General features: G+C 65.4%; 17 protein-coding genes. 6 read left to right on the forward strand and 11 right to left on the reverse strand.

Annotated elements, in window-relative coordinates; translation table 11 throughout:
• Positions 1-109 precede the first annotated feature (109 nt).
• From BM125_RS14420 to BM125_RS14435, 3 genes are all read left to right on the forward strand, one after another.
• Positions 110-2,374 carry a hypothetical protein gene (locus BM125_RS14420; protein ID WP_139225021.1) on the forward strand — a complete coding sequence of 755 codons (2,265 nt, stop codon included), beginning with the start codon at positions 110-112 and terminating at the stop codon, positions 2,372-2,374.
• Positions 2,375-3,205: 831 nt separating this feature from the next.
• On the forward strand, positions 3,206-3,736 hold the full coding sequence (locus BM125_RS14430; protein WP_092409215.1) for a TlpA family protein disulfide reductase: 531 nt from the start codon (positions 3,206-3,208) through the stop codon (positions 3,734-3,736).
• Between the two features lie 532 nt (positions 3,737-4,268).
• A complete protein-coding gene (locus BM125_RS14435; RefSeq protein WP_092409216.1) occupies positions 4,269-4,733 on the forward strand; it encodes a PepSY domain-containing protein in 465 nt (154 codons plus the stop codon).
• Between the two features lie 144 nt (positions 4,734-4,877).
• Here BM125_RS14435 and BM125_RS14440 read toward each other — a convergent pair whose 3' ends face one another.
• The 3 genes from BM125_RS14440 to BM125_RS14455 form a co-directional block, all read right to left on the reverse strand.
• Positions 4,878-5,474 carry a DUF421 domain-containing protein gene (locus BM125_RS14440; protein ID WP_092409218.1) on the reverse strand — a complete coding sequence of 199 codons (597 nt, stop codon included), beginning with the start codon at positions 5,472-5,474 and terminating at the stop codon, positions 4,878-4,880.
• Positions 5,475-5,845: 371 nt separating this feature from the next.
• A complete protein-coding gene (locus BM125_RS14445) occupies positions 5,846-6,661 on the reverse strand; it encodes a CHAD domain-containing protein (protein ID WP_139225022.1) in 816 nt (271 codons plus the stop codon).
• A gap of 106 nt (positions 6,662-6,767) precedes the next feature.
• A complete protein-coding gene (locus BM125_RS14455) occupies positions 6,768-7,418 on the reverse strand; it encodes a BON domain-containing protein (RefSeq protein ID WP_092409224.1) in 651 nt (216 codons plus the stop codon).
• A gap of 445 nt (positions 7,419-7,863) precedes the next feature.
• Between BM125_RS14455 and BM125_RS14460 the strand changes: the two genes are divergently transcribed.
• Complete coding sequence (locus BM125_RS14460; protein ID WP_139225023.1) at positions 7,864-8,436, forward strand: hypothetical protein; 573 nt, start codon at positions 7,864-7,866, stop codon at positions 8,434-8,436.
• A gap of 63 nt (positions 8,437-8,499) precedes the next feature.
• On the opposite strand, the gene ftsH is transcribed toward BM125_RS14460, so the two are convergent.
• From ftsH to BM125_RS14480, 4 genes are read right to left on the reverse strand one after another with little or no spacing between them, the layout of a single operon-like run.
• Positions 8,500-10,353: an ATP-dependent zinc metalloprotease FtsH gene (ftsH, locus tag BM125_RS14465; protein WP_092409317.1), complete on the reverse strand. Its 1,854-nt coding sequence runs from the start codon at positions 10,351-10,353 to the stop codon at positions 8,500-8,502.
• 43 nt (positions 10,354-10,396) lie between these two features.
• Positions 10,397-10,630 carry a hypothetical protein gene (locus tag BM125_RS14470; protein WP_092409228.1) on the reverse strand — a complete coding sequence of 78 codons (234 nt, stop codon included), beginning with the start codon at positions 10,628-10,630 and terminating at the stop codon, positions 10,397-10,399.
• The gene (locus BM125_RS14475; protein WP_092409230.1) at positions 10,617-11,138 is read right to left on the reverse strand and encodes a flavodoxin family protein; all 522 of its coding nucleotides are present in this window, start codon (positions 11,136-11,138) and stop codon (positions 10,617-10,619) included. Before BM125_RS14475 ends, BM125_RS14470 begins: the two co-directional genes overlap by 14 nt.
• Positions 11,139-11,179: 41 nt before the next feature.
• On the reverse strand, positions 11,180-11,542 hold the full coding sequence (locus BM125_RS14480; RefSeq protein WP_175498105.1) for an HPF/RaiA family ribosome-associated protein: 363 nt from the start codon (positions 11,540-11,542) through the stop codon (positions 11,180-11,182).
• Between the two features lie 386 nt (positions 11,543-11,928).
• On the opposite strand from BM125_RS14480, the gene BM125_RS14485 reads away from it, so the two are divergent.
• Entirely contained in the window at positions 11,929-12,372 is a 444-nt protein-coding gene (locus tag BM125_RS14485; protein ID WP_092409234.1) for an Hsp20/alpha crystallin family protein, read from the forward strand.
• Positions 12,373-12,631: 259 nt separating this feature from the next.
• On the opposite strand, the gene BM125_RS14490 is transcribed toward BM125_RS14485, so the two are convergent.
• Entirely contained in the window at positions 12,632-13,081 is a 450-nt protein-coding gene (locus tag BM125_RS14490; protein WP_175498106.1) for a host attachment protein, read from the reverse strand.
• A gap of 126 nt (positions 13,082-13,207) precedes the next feature.
• On the opposite strand from BM125_RS14490, the gene BM125_RS14495 reads away from it, so the two are divergent.
• Positions 13,208-13,498 carry a hypothetical protein gene (locus BM125_RS14495; RefSeq protein WP_092409238.1) on the forward strand — a complete coding sequence of 97 codons (291 nt, stop codon included), beginning with the start codon at positions 13,208-13,210 and terminating at the stop codon, positions 13,496-13,498.
• A 218-nt stretch (positions 13,499-13,716) separates the two neighbouring features.
• Here BM125_RS14495 and BM125_RS14500 read toward each other — a convergent pair whose 3' ends face one another.
• From BM125_RS14500 to BM125_RS14510, 3 genes are read right to left on the reverse strand one after another with little or no spacing between them, the layout of a single operon-like run.
• On the reverse strand, positions 13,717-14,907 hold the full coding sequence (locus tag BM125_RS14500; RefSeq protein ID WP_245778936.1) for an ABC transporter permease: 1,191 nt from the start codon (positions 14,905-14,907) through the stop codon (positions 13,717-13,719).
• A 17-nt stretch (positions 14,908-14,924) separates the two neighbouring features.
• The gene (locus BM125_RS14505) at positions 14,925-15,653 is read right to left on the reverse strand and encodes an ABC transporter ATP-binding protein (RefSeq protein ID WP_092409242.1); all 729 of its coding nucleotides are present in this window, start codon (positions 15,651-15,653) and stop codon (positions 14,925-14,927) included.
• Positions 15,650-16,975, reverse strand: coding sequence for an efflux RND transporter periplasmic adaptor subunit (locus BM125_RS14510; protein WP_092409244.1), 1,326 nt, complete (start codon positions 16,973-16,975; stop codon positions 15,650-15,652). Before BM125_RS14510 ends, BM125_RS14505 begins: the two co-directional genes overlap by 4 nt.
• Positions 16,976-17,132 lie beyond the last annotated feature (157 nt).

Consider the following 17,132-nt stretch of genomic DNA (forward strand, 5'->3'; position numbering starts at 1 on the left):
CGGCCGTTCAGCTTCAGCCGACAGATGAATTTGGGAGATTCCCTGAAATTGTAGGTCTGTCGCGCTCGCAAGGTATACTGCGCTCCTTTGCAACCTCAGGGACAGAACCATGCGTGCTGAACGACTTTGGAGCCTTGCTGTTTCAGCGGGTGTGGTGGCCGCGGGTCTGTTCGCGCCGGTGGCCATGGCGGCCTATCACGCCGAGGCGCCGCCGGTAGCGGAGGATTCGGGTGACGCTTCCGCGGCGCCGATGACGATCGTCTGGAACCAGCGCCGGTTGCACGGCAGCGTGTTGTATTTCCTCGACAACCCCTCGACCCGGCTGCGCCGGTACGATTTCGCGACGTCTTCGTGGCTTTCCGACATCACGATCAACGGCGCTGCGGATGCCTTCGATGTCGATGCCACGGGCATCTACGTGAAATTCTCCAACCGCGTCGAGCGGGTGGCGCTCGATGGCAGTGGCAGCGTGGTCGTGCCCTCGGTCACGGCGCCCCTGCCGTATATCGAGGTGGCCGGCAACGTGCTGTTGATGGGCGACGAGGACAACGTCTATGCCTACAACAAGATGACCGGCGCCCTGGCCGGCAGCCATTTCGCGTTCTATACCATGGGTGGCACCTCGACCATCGAGCTGGAAGGCCGTCTGTACGGCGCCACCCAGGGCATATCTCCGCCCGATGTGGTCGAGGTCGAGTTCAATCCGGCCACCGGCGCCATCACCAACTACTTCGACAGTCCGTACCACGGCGACTATCCGATTGGCGACAAGAACTTCGCCCGCGAGGCCGGTGGCCTCGTGGTCAACAGCTCGGGCGTCGTCTATGCGAGCAACACGCTGGGCTATCTGGGCAGTCTCGGTGGCACCGTGCAGGGCGTGGCGTTCCTCGACGATCGCTTCGTGGTCATGCGCGGCCCCCAGCTCGCCGTGTTCACCAACAGCGTTCACGAGTTGGGCGAGATCGCGGCGCCGCTTGGACTGCAGGACATCGTCGGCTATGCCGGCTCGGCCTATGCCATCTCCGGTTCGATCAATGCGTTGACGATTGCACCGCTCAGCCTCGATTCGATCGCCCAGCCCGCGCCGCCGCCAGCTCGATCGTGGGAGGTGGCGGCACCAAAGGCCGATTTCATCCTCGGCGATGGCAACGAGGTGGTTCTGTTCAGCCAGAGCGAGCACGCCGCCTATTCCTTCAATTCGCAGGCCTGGTCGCACGCCAATCCGACCTCTGTCTATCCTGGCCCGTTGCAAGCGGCCTTTTCGCCGATCAACAACACGGTGTACGCGGCCTACGCGGGCGGCGCGATCTATGCCTTCCCGCGCACCAGCACCGACACCGTGAGCTGGTTCGCGGCCACGGCCTCGTCGTCCCTCGGTCTGGCTACGGCCGGCGAGTACGTCTTTGCCGTCGACCCATCCGGGGCCTGGGCGTCGCACTACACGTTCGGTCCGGGCGGATCGCTGCTCAGCACCGTCGACTGGAACTACTACTCGCGCCAGTATGAATGGGATCCGGTGTTGCGCCGCATGTACTTCTTCCGCGACGACACCTCGCCCAACGATCTGCACTGGGAGCAGATCGGTCTGGATGGAAGCATCGTCGCCGAAGGCGAATCGCCCTATCACGGCGAAGTGATCGCGGCGACGCCGATCCGTGTCTCGCCCGATGGCAGCCGCATCGTCCTCGGCTCGGGCCAGGTGTTCGAGAGCGGTGGAGTGACCTTCGCCGGTAACCTCAATGCGACCGTGGCCGATATTGGTTGGCTGAATGGCGATGTATATGCGGTCACCCCGGAGCCTACGCCGCAATTGCGTCGCTACAATGCCACCTACCAGGTGATCCAGTCGGGCCGTGTGCGCGGAACGCCGCGCCGCCTGCTGTCATCCTCCAATGGCTTCGTCTACGTCGCCGATGTTGGCGCCTCGACCATCATCGGTCGCCTCGATGGATTCCTCAGCAAGGCCGACCTTGCCGTCGATCCGGTTGCGACCGGTTCGCTGTTCTCCGGCGGCTCCCCGATCAACATCAGCGTGACCGTCGGCAACAACGGTACCGTGCCGTCGAGCAATGCGATGGTCACTGGCGACCTCGCCGGCCTCGAGAACCCGAGCTGGCGCTGCGTGCCCGGAACCCTGGTCAGCGGCTGTGCCAACGTCATCGTCAATGGCTCGATTGCCAACGCCCTCGATCTGCAGGACAGCGGCCAGGCGACCTATCAGATCAGCGGAACCATTCCGCTCTCGGCGCGCAACGAAGTGCGCATTCCGGTATCCATCACACCGGCCGTGAGCAACAGCGACCCCGAATTGCGCAACAACGGCGTGGAGGTGGTGCTGCGCCTCGACCGCATCTTCGATCACGGCTTCGAATAGGCGGAATGTCGGCGCTCGATCGAGTGGTCGACGAGCGCACAGTCCAAGCTGGGGCCGACGACGGACTTTGCTGCAGCGAGTGATAGAAATGTGAGGCTGCAGCCAATCCGGAAAGTCCGACCATCGTTGGCGCTCCCCGTGATGCTCAGGCGCAATGCGCCCTTTGCGGGACTCGGTCATGGAAGCCGGAAGCGCGGGGGTCGACAAGAAGGCTGCGAGCATAAGACATGCCTGGAGCGGGACGCGATCGGGTCAGTTCGTCACGTAGGATCATGGCGTGATTGTGGATGTTCGGGGGCGTCGCCCTGGACTGTCCCCGCCCGAGGAGCCTGACGATGCCCAGGTCAAAGCTTTTTTGGATCAACCAACTTTCGTTCCTGGGAACCTTGGGAATACTGAGTGCGCTCACCTCGAGCGTCTCGGGTGACTTTTTCGCGAGCATCCTTTCCTCCAAGACCCCAGCCGATGAGCTATTTTTCTTGAGGTTTGCGGGACTCATATTTGGATTTAGCGTCCAAATGGTGCTGCTTGTATGCGGAGTGTTGATCCCAGGGGAACTATTCGGTTTCATGAGGCCCTATCGAGCTGGATCGCCAGAGATGCAGAAGGAGAGGGAAATGTATCGGACAGTCTTGCTCAGCGTCGGTATGGTCATGGCTTGGGGGGCGCTGGGCTCGTTTGCTGTCGTCCTGAGGACAATTGCATCCAGCCAGTAGTGTCGGAAAGGCTCGAGTAGTTCAGGACATGCGCGCCTCAAAAGGACGAGTGATCGGCTCAATGAGAACCCGAGGCGAGGCTGCCCGCGACGGCTGGAACATGGAGGAATGAGGAATGCGTTTTGCGTCAATTCTTATTGCACTATTGCTGATCTTGTTCGCGAATCGACTGCATGCGGAGTCCCTGGTGGGATCGCCTGCGCCGGATTCCCTCGGCATGGACAACGCCAAACGTCCGGTGCACGTCAGCGACTACCGTGGCAAGGTCGTCGTGCTGACGTTCTGGGCGAGCTGGTGCGGCTACTGCCTGAAAGAGCTGCCGATTTTCGAGAACCTGCAGCGCAAGGTCGGCAGCGAGCAGATCGCGGTGATCGCGATCAACACCGACAGGGACCGCGACAAGTACCGGACCATGCGCCGCCGCATGAAGGACTTCCAGCTGACCCTGACCGTCGACGCGAACAAGGAGGGCATTGCCGAGGCCTACGGCGTCAGCGGCCTGCCGCACATGGTCCTGGTCGACAAGCAGGGCCGGGTCGCCTATATCCACGTCGGCTATTCCGAGGAATCTCTGCCGCGCTTCGTCTATGAGATCAACAGTCTGCTCGAGCGTGAGGTCGAGGCTTCGGCGGACGTGCGCAATTGACCTGCGCTGTAGGTTGGCGATTCGGCAGGTTCGATCGATTGGCAGCGCCGTCGAAGCGCAAGGCTGCCGGGGTGTGGTCCATGCCTACGGAGGGCGAATCGAAACCCCCGTCCATTGAAGGATTCGGGTCTTGCACTCGTCTCGCGGTGGGAAGGTTTCCGCTCTGAATCCTGTGGGATTGCAGTGAGCACCCGGAAACCGGGCCGTTCGTCGGGCCGCGTGCATTGAGCGTACCGATGGAGAGCATTGCGACTGAAGCCGCTCCTATGAGGTAACTCGCCTGGTTCGGTTGTCGGGCTGCCGCGGGGCAATCCTGCGTAGTGTCGGGAGGCATCCAGCGGCGGGCTTTCAGGGGTATCCGGGCTGAGGCCGATGCCGTGATCCATGGAACTTGGCTCGCTGGCAGGGCGAAAGTTTTCTGAATGGATGGGCCTTAATCGCAGCTGTCGCTGCTTGGCACAGTTCAGCGCCGATTGGGTCCACAAGAACCAGTGTGTGGCCTTCACTTTGTCAGTACGAAAGGAGGCTCCCCATGCGCAAGTCACTTGTGACACTCGCTCTTGGCACGCTGCTGTCGGGTGCGGCGGTTGCCGACACGATGCCGACCACGCCGCCCAGCAATACGACCTCGGTTCCCGAGACCGCACTCACCCAGGCGCAGGTCGAAACCCAGATTGCCAATGCCGGTTTCAAGGAAGTGCGTGGTCTCGCCTTCAGGGGCGGCATCTGGCATGCGGATGCGCGCGGCGGCGAGAAGGATTGGGTCGACGTCTACGTGCATCCCTTGACCGGCAAGGTCTTTCAGGAGGGCGCGCCCTCGCCGCTGAACAAGCAGGAGATCGAGGCCAAGATCACCGCGGCTGGCTATCAGGGCGTCGAAGATGTCGAATTCGAAGACGGGCTCTGGACCGCGGAAGCCGAGAACGGCAAGGGCGTGAAGGTTGATCTTCTCGTCGATCCGGACGATGGCTCGGTGATCGGCGAATCCGACGACTGATACGTCCCCGCTCCAGGCTTCATGGCCTGTTCTGGCCGGGAAGGCGGTCCGCGCGGCCGCCTTCCCGGGGCCGGGCTCAACGCGCGAGCAGGCGTTGCCCGTTCGGCGTTCCAATCTCGCCATGCTCGAAAAGCATCCGTACTCTCAGGCCGGTGCCGATTTGGAAGGACGATGACCATCCTGCGGCTTGACTTCGAGCAGGTAATCGATCAGATCCCGCTTTTCCGGTTTGCGCTCGTTCAAGACGACGCTGATGGCGCCGGTCACCTCCAGAATCGCCAGTTCCACCTGGCACAACGCAACCGCCCCTTGCTCGCGCAGGTTTGCGTAGAGTTCTCGTTGCGTGGTTCTCTCCAGTCGTAGCGCCTGATGGTCGACCTGGCCGTCCCTGACCAGGATGCGCGGCTCGGATTCGATGTAGTTGCGTACCGCCCTGAATCGGTTGGCGACCTTCTCCAGAACCACAGTCAGCAGCGTCACACCCATCAGCACCGCGACTGCATAGGCGATGGGAACCTGCGGGTAGAGCATCACGTCGCCCGCCGCCGAACCGAGCGCGACCAAGAGCATCTGCTGCATCGGACTCAGGTTCTGCTGCCCGCGCTTGCCGAGAATGCGCACGACGATCAACAGTGCGGCAAACAACAGGATCACGCGGAGCGCGATTTCGAGCAGATACAAGGGGGGTGCGAGCCCAATGAACAAGCGCACCCAGTTGAACGGGGTAATGTCGGTATCCATGGCGTGCTCCAAATTCTTCTGGCGCGATCCGGATGGCTCGCGGGGTTCCGCGCACCCGACATGGTTGTCGGTGTCTCATGAACGATTGTGGAAGCGGAGAGGATCCGCAGGCGGTGTTTCCACGGCCGGAACCACGCAGCCACGCTCCATTCAGGGCCTATCGATCACACGCTATCGTGGTTGCCGGCCTGGGCCATGGGGCGCAGTGGAGAACACGAATGCGGCGCAGGGCTTCCTGTCGAAGCGCTCGCGGCTCGCACGGCGAGTCTGCTTGCGTCGACGTGTCGCGATCTGAACACAGGCAGGTATCGTGACGGCTGCGCCATTTGTCCAGACCTGGCCTGAGCGGGCGCTCCAGCAAGGGGAACGGGTCATGCGTGGTGATTCCGCGCCGAAGCGATGCGCCGGCGTGAGAGCGTGCGCAGCAGCGAACGCTGCTGCGCGGTGAATGGCGAAGGGGATCGACATCGGCGCAGGACGATCCGGTCGTCCTGGGCCAATCCCAGCGCGTGTGCGCTGCGCTCGATGCGCTTCCTGACGCGGGGCGCTCCCAGCCCGATTCGATCGGAAATCGAGGTCTGCTGCATGAGGCGCCGGATGCGTCTCCGGTAAACGTGCCAGGCCTCGTCGTCCACCCGGTTGTCCTGCAGATGCCTGCGCGCACGTCGCGCGCGGCGACGGACCTTGTCCAGCCCGCGTACGAGTCGGGCTTCGGTAACAGCGTTCCACTCGAGGTCCGCGAGCCGCACCTTCAGATCCAGCAGGCGCCGACGTCGCTTGCCGAGGCCGGGGTCCTTCGCGAGTGCCGACTCGAGAACCCGCTGGCGCCTGTCCCGGGCTTTCGACTTCGCCGCTGCGAGCAGTCGCCGTTGCGCCGGCTCCGCCGTGGCTTCGAGTCGTTCAATGGCCTCGACGAGCGCGTGCGAATCCCGCAATGCGGAGAGGCCGCGGATGACGCAGTGGAGCCGGGTGTCCAAGGTCCGCGCTGCAGGGCCCAGCGCATCGGCACCGAAAGCGAGGCCGGCGCGGGCAAGCCGCATGTGCTTGCGTGCCTCATGGACACCGGAATGTCTGGAGAGTCCGCGCCGGGCGAGGCAGGCCTGCGCCCGCTCCAGTTGTTCGGCGACAAATGCGCCGAGCCGAATGCCTGCCGGCTGCGCGGTTTCGGGCGCTGCGGCCATGCTCATGCGGCGGCTGCGCGCGCTCGCCTGGACACCCCGGCCTTCCCGAACGAACCTCATCACGTGACGAGCAAGCGTCCGGGAAAGTCGAAGTGTCCGATCGGCGAACCGATCATCGGATGACCAGGTTGTCCACGAGGTTGCGAACGCCCGGAGCCGACCATACGGCGCGCTCGACCGCGCTGCGCTCGCCCCAGTTGTCGACGCGGCCTTCGAGGTGGACCGTACTGCCATCCTTGATGTCGACGCGGATGTCGCTGGCCTCGATCTCGGCGTAGCGCCGCAAGGCATCTTCGATGCGGCGCTTGACGTCGCCTTGCTGCGCGGCAACAGTCAACTGGATCTCGTTCGTCACGCCCTTCACGCCCGACAGCTTGCGCACCTCGGACTCCGCAGCGCCGCGCTGGTAGTGCCAATCGACGTGACCGGACAACGTCACCCAGCCATCCGATACCTTGGCGCGGATCTTGTTCTCGGGAATGAGGGTATTCCAGGCGAAGATGCTGAGTATCCGCTGGGCTATCTCGTCATCGTGCTGCCGTTTGTCGCCCGCCAGACGAACCTCGATCTTCTGCGCGATCGCTCTCACCCCTCTGACCCGCCATGCGGCGCGTTCGGCCGCGACCTTCTGCGAGTAGTCGGTGACGTAGCCACTCAGCGTGACCACGCCGTTTTCCGCCGTGACCCCGATGTCGGCCGCATCGAGGCTCGGTTCGTATTCCAGTTCGTCCAGAACGAGCTGACGAAGTTCTTTGTCGTTCATTGCAGGATCTCCAGGGTAGGGGGGTACCCATGACGCCACTCATCGAGGGTCCCGGCATTGACCTGCATCAAACCTGATGCTGGCAGGCGCGTCGCCCGAAGCCGTTCCGCCGGCGGCGCCACGCGCTGCTCATTGATTCCGATCAAGCTGGCGCCATCCGCAAGGATCATGCTTTCGGCATCGATCTTCTTCCACGAGTCTCGATGAGCACAGTGAAGTACGAGGGCAGGATGTCGCGCGCTGGTGCGGGTAACCCATCGGCGTGGCGCGGCAACGGACTCTTGCGGACGAATCAGCCGTGCGCCGGATCCGCGACACAGCGCTGCGCTCGCCGCGACCGGGCCGGCAGCCCGCTCCGACGACGTACCGGCTCGGCCACCGCGACTTGCCCGGTCGAACTCGCCGCAGCAACCGTCGGCTGCGGCGGATGGACAGGGCGCGCGCCGTGAAGCCCAACATCCTCAATCGCTATGAACGTGACGAAGCCGGCAACCGGATCATCGATATCGCCGCCGATCGCGTCGAGGACCTCTACGATGATTTCGATCGCTGTTCGCCGTACGCACGCCGGGACCTCGACGAGGGCCTGGTCGACTATCTGATCGCTTCGGCGAGGGAGCTGGCCGGCGTGCCGATCGCCATCCGCTTCACCTGGGCCGCGCCGGCCGAGGAAGCCAAGCTGACCCGGATCCGACACAGCCTCGACGCCTATTTCCGCTATCTGGCCGAGAAGGAGCGCTTGCAGATCGCCGTCATGCTGCGGCGGTCGGCGATCTTCTTCGCCACTGGCCTCGCCATTCTGTTCGCCTCCGTATGGGTCAACCGCGCGCTCGGGCCCGAACCTTCGATCGTCGGCAACGTGCTCGGCGAAGGTCTGACCCTGGTCGCCTGGATCTCGCTCTGGGAGGCGCTCGCCACGTGTCTGGTCGAGTGGCCGCCCTACCGTCGAAACGTGCACTTGTACCGGCGCCTCGCCGGGGTTCCGCTGATCTTCCGCTCGGAGCCCGCCCAGGCCTGAACGGACAGGCCGTCGACACGACGGGCTGAGCATCCGAAGGGAACCCGGGTGACTCGCGGGGCCTCAGGCCGGCGCGCGTTCAAGCGGGGCCCGGACGGGTCCAGCAATCGGAACGCCGGCGACCAGGGCGGCGAGCTCTTCGCCGGACAGTGTCTCGCGCTGGAGCAGGGCCGCCGCCGCGCGGTCGAGTGCATCGCGCCGGCCGACGAGCACGCCACGCGCGCGCAGGAATGCGTCGTCGATCAGCTCGCGCACGGCCTTGTCGACCGTGGTGGCGGTCGACTCGCTGTAGCGGCGTGGATGCCAGGCGTCGACCGTGGGGCCGAGCAGGGGTGCGGAATCGGACTCATAGCTGACCTGGCCGAGCTCGGGCACCATGCCGTAGCGCACGACCATGCTGCGCGCGATCTCGGTGGCTTTGGCGAGATCGTCGGCCGCGCCGGTGGAAATGTCTTCGAACACCAACGATTCGGCCGCGCGTCCGCCGAGGAGCACGGTCATCCTGTCGACCAGATCGCCGCGCGACATCAGGAACCGGTCCTCGGTCGGCCGCTGGATCGTGTAGCCGAGTGCGGAGATGCCGCGCGGAATGATCGAAACCTTCTGTACCTTGTCCGCACCCGGCGTCGCCAGCGCGACGAGCGCATGGCCGATTTCATGGTAGGCGACCGCGCGCCGCTCGCTCGGGCTGAGTACGCGGGTTCTCTTTTCGAGCCCGGCGACGATGCGTTCGATCGCCTCGTTCAGATCGCGCTGCTCGATCGCGGAGGCGTTGCGGCGCGTCGCCAGCAGGGCGGCCTCGTTGACCAGGTTGGCGAGATCCGCGCCGGTGAAGCCGGTTGTCATCGCGGCGATCTCCTCGAGTGAGATTTCGTCGGACAGCTTCACCTTGCGCACGTGCACGGCCAGTATCGCAATGCGCCCGGTCTTGTCCGGGCGGTCGACCAGGATCTGCCGGTCGAAGCGGCCGGACCGCAACAGGGCCGGATCGAGGATCTCGGGCCGGTTCGTGGCGGCCAACAGCACCACGCCGCTTTTCGTGTCGAAGCCGTCGAGCTCGGAGAGCAGCTGGTTCAACGTCTGCTCCTTCTCGTCCTGCCCACCACTGACCGGCGAAATGCCGCGCGCCCGACCGAGCGCATCGAGTTCGTCGATGAAGATGATGCAGGGCGCATGCCTTCGTGCCTGCTCGAACAGATCGCGGACGCGCGCCGCGCCGACGCCGACGAACAGCTCGACGAACTCCGAGCCGTTGATCGAGAGGAAAGGCACGCCGGCCTCGCCCGCGACCGCGCGCGCGAGCAGCGTCTTGCCGGTCCCGGGCGGCCCGACCAGCAGGATGCCCTTCGGCACGTGCGCGCCGAGCCGGCCGTAGCCCTTCGGGTCCTTGAGGAAGGCGATGATCTCCGCCAGCTCGTCCTTGGCCTCGTCGACGCCGGCGACATCGGCGAATGTCGTCGGTATCGACTTCTCCATGAACACCTTGGCGTTGCTCTTGCCTATCCTCATCACGCCCGCGCCCCGGTCGCCCAGGATTCGCTGCGACAGGAACAACCAGAGCACGACCAGGAGCACCATCGGCAGGATCCAGCCAAGCGCGCGCTCGAGCAGTCCCGGGCCCGGTTCGCCGCGGTAGACGACCTTCGCGTCCGCCAGCGCCTTCGAGAGCTCGGCTGGCACGCGCACGGTCCTGAAGCGGCGCTGCTTGCCGTCGGCACCGGGAATCCGGTAGGTGCCTTCGATGGCCGCGTCCGACACGGTGACCTCGGCGACGTCCCCCGCAGCGAGCGCCTGCTCGAACTGGCTGTACGGAATCGTTTCGATCGACGCCCGTGCGCCGAGGTACTCCTGCAACGCGACCACCAGCGCCATCGCGACGACCATGTACCAGAACGTGAACGGCCATTGCCGCTTCATGGCGAGCCGGCGCCCGGCGCGACCAGCGCTGTCGCCTGCGCGATCACACGCGATCCACCGCGCCATCGACACCGGCGCGGCGCGCGCAATGGGCGGAGCAGTAGATGCGCTTCTCGTGCTGCACGCCGTGGCCGATCACGCGACAGCCGCAGCTCGCGCAGTGCGGCGCCAGGGCGTGGATCGCGCACTCGAACGAATCGAAGACGTGGCGGCGACCGCGCACCACGACCACGAATGCGTCGTGGTAGGCATTGCCGCAGACTTCACACTCCTGCATGGATACCACCCGCGGCGGCCATCAATCCGGCGGAGCCGCCCGTGATCCGTGCGACGAACTCGTCGAGCACCGGTGCGAACTCGTTTCTCGAGATCGCGCCGTCATTCAGCGCACAGGTCGCTTCTGGATCGCGCCCACTCAATGCCGACAACTCGCGGAAGACCTGTTCGGCGCCGCGACCACCCTGGGTGCAGAAGAATGCCACGCGATGCAGGGAACCCGCATGGTCGTGCAGGAAGCGTCGCATTGGACTCGAGACGTGTCCGGCCCAGACCGGCGTTCCGAGCACCACCAGGTGATAGCGCTCGGGATGGGCGGTCGGTGGCACGATTTCGGCAAGGGTTCCGCGCAGCGCCTCGCGGGCAGACCTGAAGTAACCGGCAAGGCCTCGGCGCGGACGCACATCCTCGATCGGTAGCACGTCCGCCATCAGTCGACCGGCGAGGTCGTTGGCGATACGCCGGGTAAAGCCTGTGCGGCTGTAGTAGGCAATGAGGATTCTGGACATCGTATTTCTCCATTTTGGGCGGCAGCGATGAAGCAGCCCGTTCAGGTCCGGTCCGGGCGCAGCGCATGCTTCTTGACGTCACCGCGACGCCGGCGCACGTGGTCCTCGACCTGGCGGCGCAAGACATCGAACGCGTCCGCAACCGCGACGTAGACATCTTCGCGCCGTCCGTCCGCCGCGGGCCCGTGGCCGGCATCGATCTGGCAGCCATGCATCACCAGGTGGATGCGCACGTTGAAGCGATTGCCCTGGTGATGGCTGCGCTCGTTCGCTTCGATGACGACATTGCAGGCCAGGATGTCGGCTGCGAAGCGCTCGAGGCGCGCGACGTGTTCGAGTACGTTGGCGCGAAGCGCGTCGGACGCATCGACGCCGTGGAAGGCGATCCGGGTCTCGACGCTCATGCGCGCAGCTCCGGCCTGCTGTGGGACGCCCCGGCAGGGGCGAGGCAAGGATCGATCGACAGATGCACGGCGGTCTCCTGCAAGGATGCCGAACATCGTCCCCGAAGGCGGAAGGCGCGCGTTTGATGCAGGTCAAGGAAGCCGGAGATGGTCCATCGCTGGCGCTGTCCGAACCGCACCGGCGTGCACCGCCCGACCTTTCGATGCCCGCACGGGCGAGCCGGGCCCACTGCGCGACATCGCGGCGGGGAACAAGGCAAGGAATTGACGTACATCAATGCCGACGCGGTATCACTGCGTAGGATCACCCGGGACGCCCGCCCCGGGGCCGGAGCGGAAACGCGACCGCGCAAGCGGCATCCCATTTCGAACCGGAGGATACGACCATGACCCAACTCACACGCTGGAACCCGTTCAGGGCGGCGCGCCTCGAACCCATGACAACTTTCGACGACTTCTTCCGCGGTCTCGGCAATCGCCCGATGTGGCGCGATCTCGATATCGCCGCCGACATGCGCATCGACGTGACCGAGGATGAGGGATCGTTCTCGGTGAAGGCGGACATTCCCGGCGTCGACAAGAAGGACATCGATGTCTCGGTCGAAGGCAACCAGGTTTCGATCAGCGCCGAAGTCAAGCGCGAGACGAGCAAGAAGGACGAGGACAAGGAAATCTGCACCGAGCGCTATTACGGAAAGGTGTATCGGGCATTCACGTTGCCGAGCGACATCGACAGCGCCAAGGCCGACGCGCGCTACGACAACGGCGTGCTGACCCTGACATTGCCGAAAAAGAAGAACGGCAGCTCGCGCAAGGTATCGATCAGCTGAAGCACCGTTCCGCCGGCCCGCCGAGAACTTTCAGCGCGGGCCGGCGACCTTGGTGTGGCGCCGGCATGCGGTCCGGGATAATGGAGGAACGCCTGCCGTCGTGGCCGGAATCGGCGCGATCTCCGCGCGTGTCACTGCGCCTGTCGCCCACGCGCCGCTGCGCAAGCCGCTACCCAGGCGGCCGCGTCCCTGCGAAGGGAGTCGCATGAGGGGTGGGCCGGGACGATGTCGCTACGCGCGTTCGCTTCGCGCGCCGCGCTCACGCGAAGGCCTCGTCCGGCAAGTGTCCACGGAGGTCATGGGTGGCCAGCCCGGTCAGGTCGTGTCCGACTTCGCCGATGACGCAATCAAGCAGCGCCTTGTCGAGCGCGTCGCGCAAGAAGCCGAGGAAGCGCGGCGGCGCCACGAGCACGAGCCGATCGAAGCTGTGCTTGTCATGTCCGCGAACGAGCGCGTCGCGGAGAAGGCGCGCGAAGCGCGTCGCGGTCTTGTCGTGCAGCGAAGTATGCGGTTCGATCGCGTGGCGTGTGCCGCCGACGCTCTCGTGGACCCGGGGCGGTCGATCGGATTCGAGATCCCGTCCGGCGGCGCGGCCCTCGGGGTCCGCGAAACATGCCACTTCGCGCAGCCCGCCGTCCGGGCCCACGTCGAGAATCCGCGCCTGGGCGCGATCGGCTACGAGAATCCAGGTGGTCGGGTGTGCCGGCATGTCGTTCTCCATTCGGTGGGTTCGCGGTGGTTGCCAGACTACGCAGCGCGCCATGCCATGCATTGATCCGCGTCAATGCCGTGCAACCCCCATGCAGGCACCCTGTGAAACAAGCGAGGAGATGACATGACCCTGTTGCGATTCCGCCTTACCGGCAGCATCGACGATGCGGCCGAACTGATCACCGCGCTGCACGCGGTCGATGCGGTCGAGCATGTCGAGGAAGTCGCCGACCTGATGCCGCACATGGACGATGAGGATTCGAGCTCGGCCGGGCTCCCGGACGATATCGGGCCTGGCGTGCATGACATCGAGGTCGATGTGCCGAACGCCCGCGCAGCCCGGCAGGTGCGCCTGATCGCCGAGCAGCTCGCGCTGGATCGCGGGATGTCGATCGAATTGCTAGGGAGGGCCTGATCAAGTAGCAAAGTCGTCATGGCGTTCAGAAAGTTTTCCACATGCGCCGCGTGGCGACGTCAAGGCTGGTTGCCCTGACGAGGCGCGCGGTGCATGTGGGGAGCCTTCTGGACGCCACCTCTTCAGCATCCAATCAATCAGTTGGGCGACGTGACGACTTGCTACTTGATCAGACCCTCCCTGGACGAATTCTGATCCGACGCGGGGCATTCGCCGGGTCACTCGTGCCGTAGCGCCTCGATCGGGTCCAGGCGCGCGGCACGTCGGGCCGGGAAGTAGCCGAAGATCACGCCGATGGCCGCGGAGAACGCGAAGGCGAGCACGTTGATCGGCGGGTTGAAAAGGAACGGAACCTGCATGGCGTGGGCGCCGGCCGCCGCACCCACCGCGGCGAGGGCGATGCCGATCAGGCCGCCGAGCGAGGACAATACGACCGCTTCGATCAGGAACTGGGCCAGCACTTCGCGCTCGAGCGCACCGATGGCGAGGCGGATGCCGATCTCGCGCGTGCGTTCGGTGACCGACACCAGCATGATGTTCATGATGCCGATGCCGCCGACGAGAAGACTGACGGCGGCCACCGCGCCGAGCAGGTAGGTCATCACCCGCGTCGTGCTCGACAGCGTCTCGGCGATCTGGCGCGTGTCGAGAACGTTGAAGTCGTCGTTCTCGTTCGCCGCGATGTGGCGCCGCTCACGCATGAGCTCTTCGATCTGCATCTTCGCCCGCTCGACGGATGACGAGGCCGCCACCGAAACGAAGATCGCAGCGACATCCTGGCTGCCGATCAGCCGGCGCTGCACGGTCCGCAACGGCATCACGACGAGGTCGTCCTGGTCCATGCCCATCGCGGCCTGTCCCTTCGCGGCCAGAAGCCCGATGACCTCGCACGCGAACTGCTTCACGCGGATGCTGCCCCCGATCGGGTTCTCGCTGCCGAACAGTTCGCGGCGCACCGTTTCGCCGATCACGCAGACGGCACTGCCGGAGCGTTCCTCGGTTTCGCTGAACGATCGGCCGCTGATCGGCTGCCAACTGCGTGCCGCGAGATACGCGTTGCCCGACCCGGTGACGACGGTCGACCAGTTGTTGGAGAGGTGAACGATGGTGACGTTGGTCGAGACGGAAGGGGCGACGGCCTCGAGCCCGCCGATCTGCTCGCGGATCGCCTCCGCGTCAGCCACCCTGAAAGATGGAGATCCCGCGGCGTCGCGCCCGCCCATCAGGCGTTGGCCGGGACGCACGATCAGCATGTTGCTGCCGAGGCTGGCGATCTGGTCCGACACGGCCTGGGTGGCGCCGTTTCCGAGCGTCACCATCGTCACCACCGCACCGACCCCGATGACGATGCCGAGGACGGTGAGGAACGAGCGCAGCAGGTTCCTGCGGATCTCCTTCAGGGAGAGCATCAGGGCGTTCCAGCCCATCATGGCACGGTCCGTTCGCGTCGCGTGTCGCTCTCGATCCGGCCATCGACGAAGCGGATGACGCGATCGGCATAGGCGGCCATGTCCGGCTCGTGCGTGACCATCAATACCGTGATGCCCCGATCCCGATTCAATGCGGCGATGACGTCCATGATCTCGCGGCTTCGCTGCGTGTCGAGGTTGCCAGTCGGCTCGTCGGCGAGCAGCATCGCGGGATGGGTCACGATCGCCCTGGCGATCGCGGCCCGTTGCTGCTGTCCGCCCGAAAGCTGCGAGGGCGTATGCGATGCGCGGTCGGCGATGCCGACCGCATCGAGCGCGGCCAGTGCGGCCGTGCGTCGTGCGCTCGCCGGCTCTCCTCGATACAACAAGGGTAACTCGACGTTCTCGAGCGCCGATGTTCTTGCCAGCAGGTTGTAGCCCTGGAACACGAAGCCAAGATAGTTGCGGCGCAACAGCGCGCGCTGGTTTCGCGACAGCCGTTCGACCGCGACGCCGCGAAAGAGGTACGAGCCGCCCGATGCGACGTCGAGGCAGCCGATGATGTTCATGGCGGTCGACTTGCCCGACCCGCTCGGGCCCATGATCGCGACGAACTCGCCACTTTCGACCGCGAGATCGATGCCGCGAAGCGCCTGCAGCGCGGCATCGCCGGTGCCGTAGGTCTTGGTCACGCCGACCAGGCGGATCAGCGGCGGCGTGCTGGCCGGCCTCGCCGCGTCATTCACGACGAGCTTCCGGAAAGACCCGTGATGACGAGGGCGCCTTCGGCGAGCGCCGAATCGGCCACCTCGGTGGAGCGCCCATCGGTTGCCCCGATCGTCACCGCGACCGGGCTCGGCACGCCGTCGCGCAGGATCCAGACTTCGCGCTGCGGACCCATCGTCCGCTTCGTCGCGGGCTTGCTCGTCGGGTGTGGTGGGCGTGGCAGCAAGCGACTGATGAAGCTTCTGCCCGTCGTCGGTGCAAGCTCGGAGGATGGCGGCGCGAAGCGAAGCGCGCCGCTCGGCACGAGGAGGACGCCGCGGCGCTCGGCCGTGACGATCTCGGCGGTCGCGGTCATGCCCGGTCGAAGGCTGAGATCGTCGTTGTCGACGCTCAGCACGGTCAGGTAGGAAACCACGCCATCCTTGATGCGGGAACCGAGGCCGACGCGCTGGATGGTCGCAGGATACCTGCGGCCCGGATACGCATCGACCGTGAACATCGCCGCTTGCCCTTCGTGCACCTGGCCGACATCGGCTTCGTCGACATCGACCTGGAGTTCCATCTGCGAGAGGTTCTCGGCCAGGGTGAACAGCACCGGCGCCTGCAACGAAGCGGCGACCGTCTGGCCCGGCTCGATGGCTCGCGTCAACACGACGCCGTCGATCGGAGCCCTGATCGAAGCCTTGGAGAGGTTGGTTTCCTCGGTGCCGAGTGCCGCGCGGGCCTGTGAAATCGCCGCCTTCGCTCCGGCCACGTCGGCGACGGCGCGATCGAGCGCGGCGCGGGCGGCGTCGATGTCCGTCCTGGCGGGAATCGAGCCGTGGCTGATCTTCGCCATCGCTTCGAGGCGATCGAAATAGAGGCGCTTCTCGGTCGCTGTCGCGGCAGCCTGTGCCGCCGAGGCTTGCGCGGCCGCCAACGCGCCCTTGGCCCTTGCGATCTGGTCGCGCAGGCGCGAAACGTCGAGTTGCGCGAGCACCTGCCCGCGGGTCACGCGATCGTTTTCGTCGACCAGCACCGCTTCGATCGTCCCCGAGAGTTCGCTGCCGACTTCGATGGCGTGGGTGGGCTGCACGTTGCCGGTTGCCGAGACGAGGACGGTCAGGTCGCCGCGTCGGACGGCTTCGGTCAGATAGACGGGCGCCGCCGCATCGTTGCCGCGTCGCACCAGCAGGGCGCCCAGCACGATGACCAGGAGCAGCGCGAGGATGAACAGCCAGCGTCGAAGCGGACGCTTCGCGCGCGCTGCGCCGATGCCGAGCAGGGATTCGAGCTGACGCGATGCCTCGCCTTTCGTCGGGGGCAGGGGCACCTCGTCGCGGCGCGGATCATTGGGACTCATGGGTTCGGTCCGCGTGGCCGAAAATGTTTCGGAGCGGTGCCTCGGTCAGCTCGGAAGCGGGCATTCGATGGCGTCAGCCATCGCGGCCCGTTCCGGCTTTCGGCGCCCATCCCAATGAGCGTCGCGAATTCGGCTGGCGCGACCTTGCGCGGCTGCG

It is taken from the genome of Dokdonella immobilis (assembly GCF_900115085.1).
Lineage (GTDB): Bacteria > Pseudomonadota > Gammaproteobacteria > Xanthomonadales > Rhodanobacteraceae > Dokdonella > Dokdonella immobilis.

Bases quoted from the DNA above. Each gene is read 5' to 3' on its own strand.
- BM125_RS14420 (WP_139225021.1), top strand. From the start codon at position 110: ATGCGTGCTGAACGACTTTGGAGCCTTGCTGTTTCAGCGGGTGTGGTG.
- BM125_RS14430 (WP_092409215.1), top strand. From the start codon at position 3,206: ATGCGTTTTGCGTCAATTCTTATTGCACTATTGCTGATCTTGTTCGCG.
- BM125_RS14435 (WP_092409216.1), top strand. From the start codon at position 4,269: ATGCGCAAGTCACTTGTGACACTCGCTCTTGGCACGCTGCTGTCGGGT.
- BM125_RS14440 (WP_092409218.1), bottom strand. From the start codon at position 5,474: ATGGATACCGACATTACCCCGTTCAACTGGGTGCGCTTGTTCATTGGG.
- BM125_RS14445 (WP_139225022.1), bottom strand. From the start codon at position 6,661: ATGAGCATGGCCGCAGCGCCCGAAACCGCGCAGCCGGCAGGCATTCGG.
- BM125_RS14455 (WP_092409224.1), bottom strand. From the start codon at position 7,418: ATGAACGACAAAGAACTTCGTCAGCTCGTTCTGGACGAACTGGAATAC.
- ftsH (WP_092409317.1), bottom strand. From the start codon at position 10,353: ATGAAGCGGCAATGGCCGTTCACGTTCTGGTACATGGTCGTCGCGATG.
- BM125_RS14470 (WP_092409228.1), bottom strand. From the start codon at position 10,630: ATGCAGGAGTGTGAAGTCTGCGGCAATGCCTACCACGACGCATTCGTG.
- BM125_RS14475 (WP_092409230.1), bottom strand. From the start codon at position 11,138: ATGTCCAGAATCCTCATTGCCTACTACAGCCGCACAGGCTTTACCCGG.
- BM125_RS14480 (WP_175498105.1), bottom strand. From the start codon at position 11,542: ATGAGCGTCGAGACCCGGATCGCCTTCCACGGCGTCGATGCGTCCGAC.
- BM125_RS14485 (WP_092409234.1), top strand. From the start codon at position 11,929: ATGACCCAACTCACACGCTGGAACCCGTTCAGGGCGGCGCGCCTCGAA.
- BM125_RS14490 (WP_175498106.1), bottom strand. From the start codon at position 13,081: ATGCCGGCACACCCGACCACCTGGATTCTCGTAGCCGATCGCGCCCAG.
- BM125_RS14495 (WP_092409238.1), top strand. From the start codon at position 13,208: ATGACCCTGTTGCGATTCCGCCTTACCGGCAGCATCGACGATGCGGCC.
- BM125_RS14500 (WP_245778936.1), bottom strand. From the start codon at position 14,907: ATGCTCTCCCTGAAGGAGATCCGCAGGAACCTGCTGCGCTCGTTCCTC.
- BM125_RS14510 (WP_092409244.1), bottom strand. From the start codon at position 16,975: ATGAGTCCCAATGATCCGCGCCGCGACGAGGTGCCCCTGCCCCCGACG.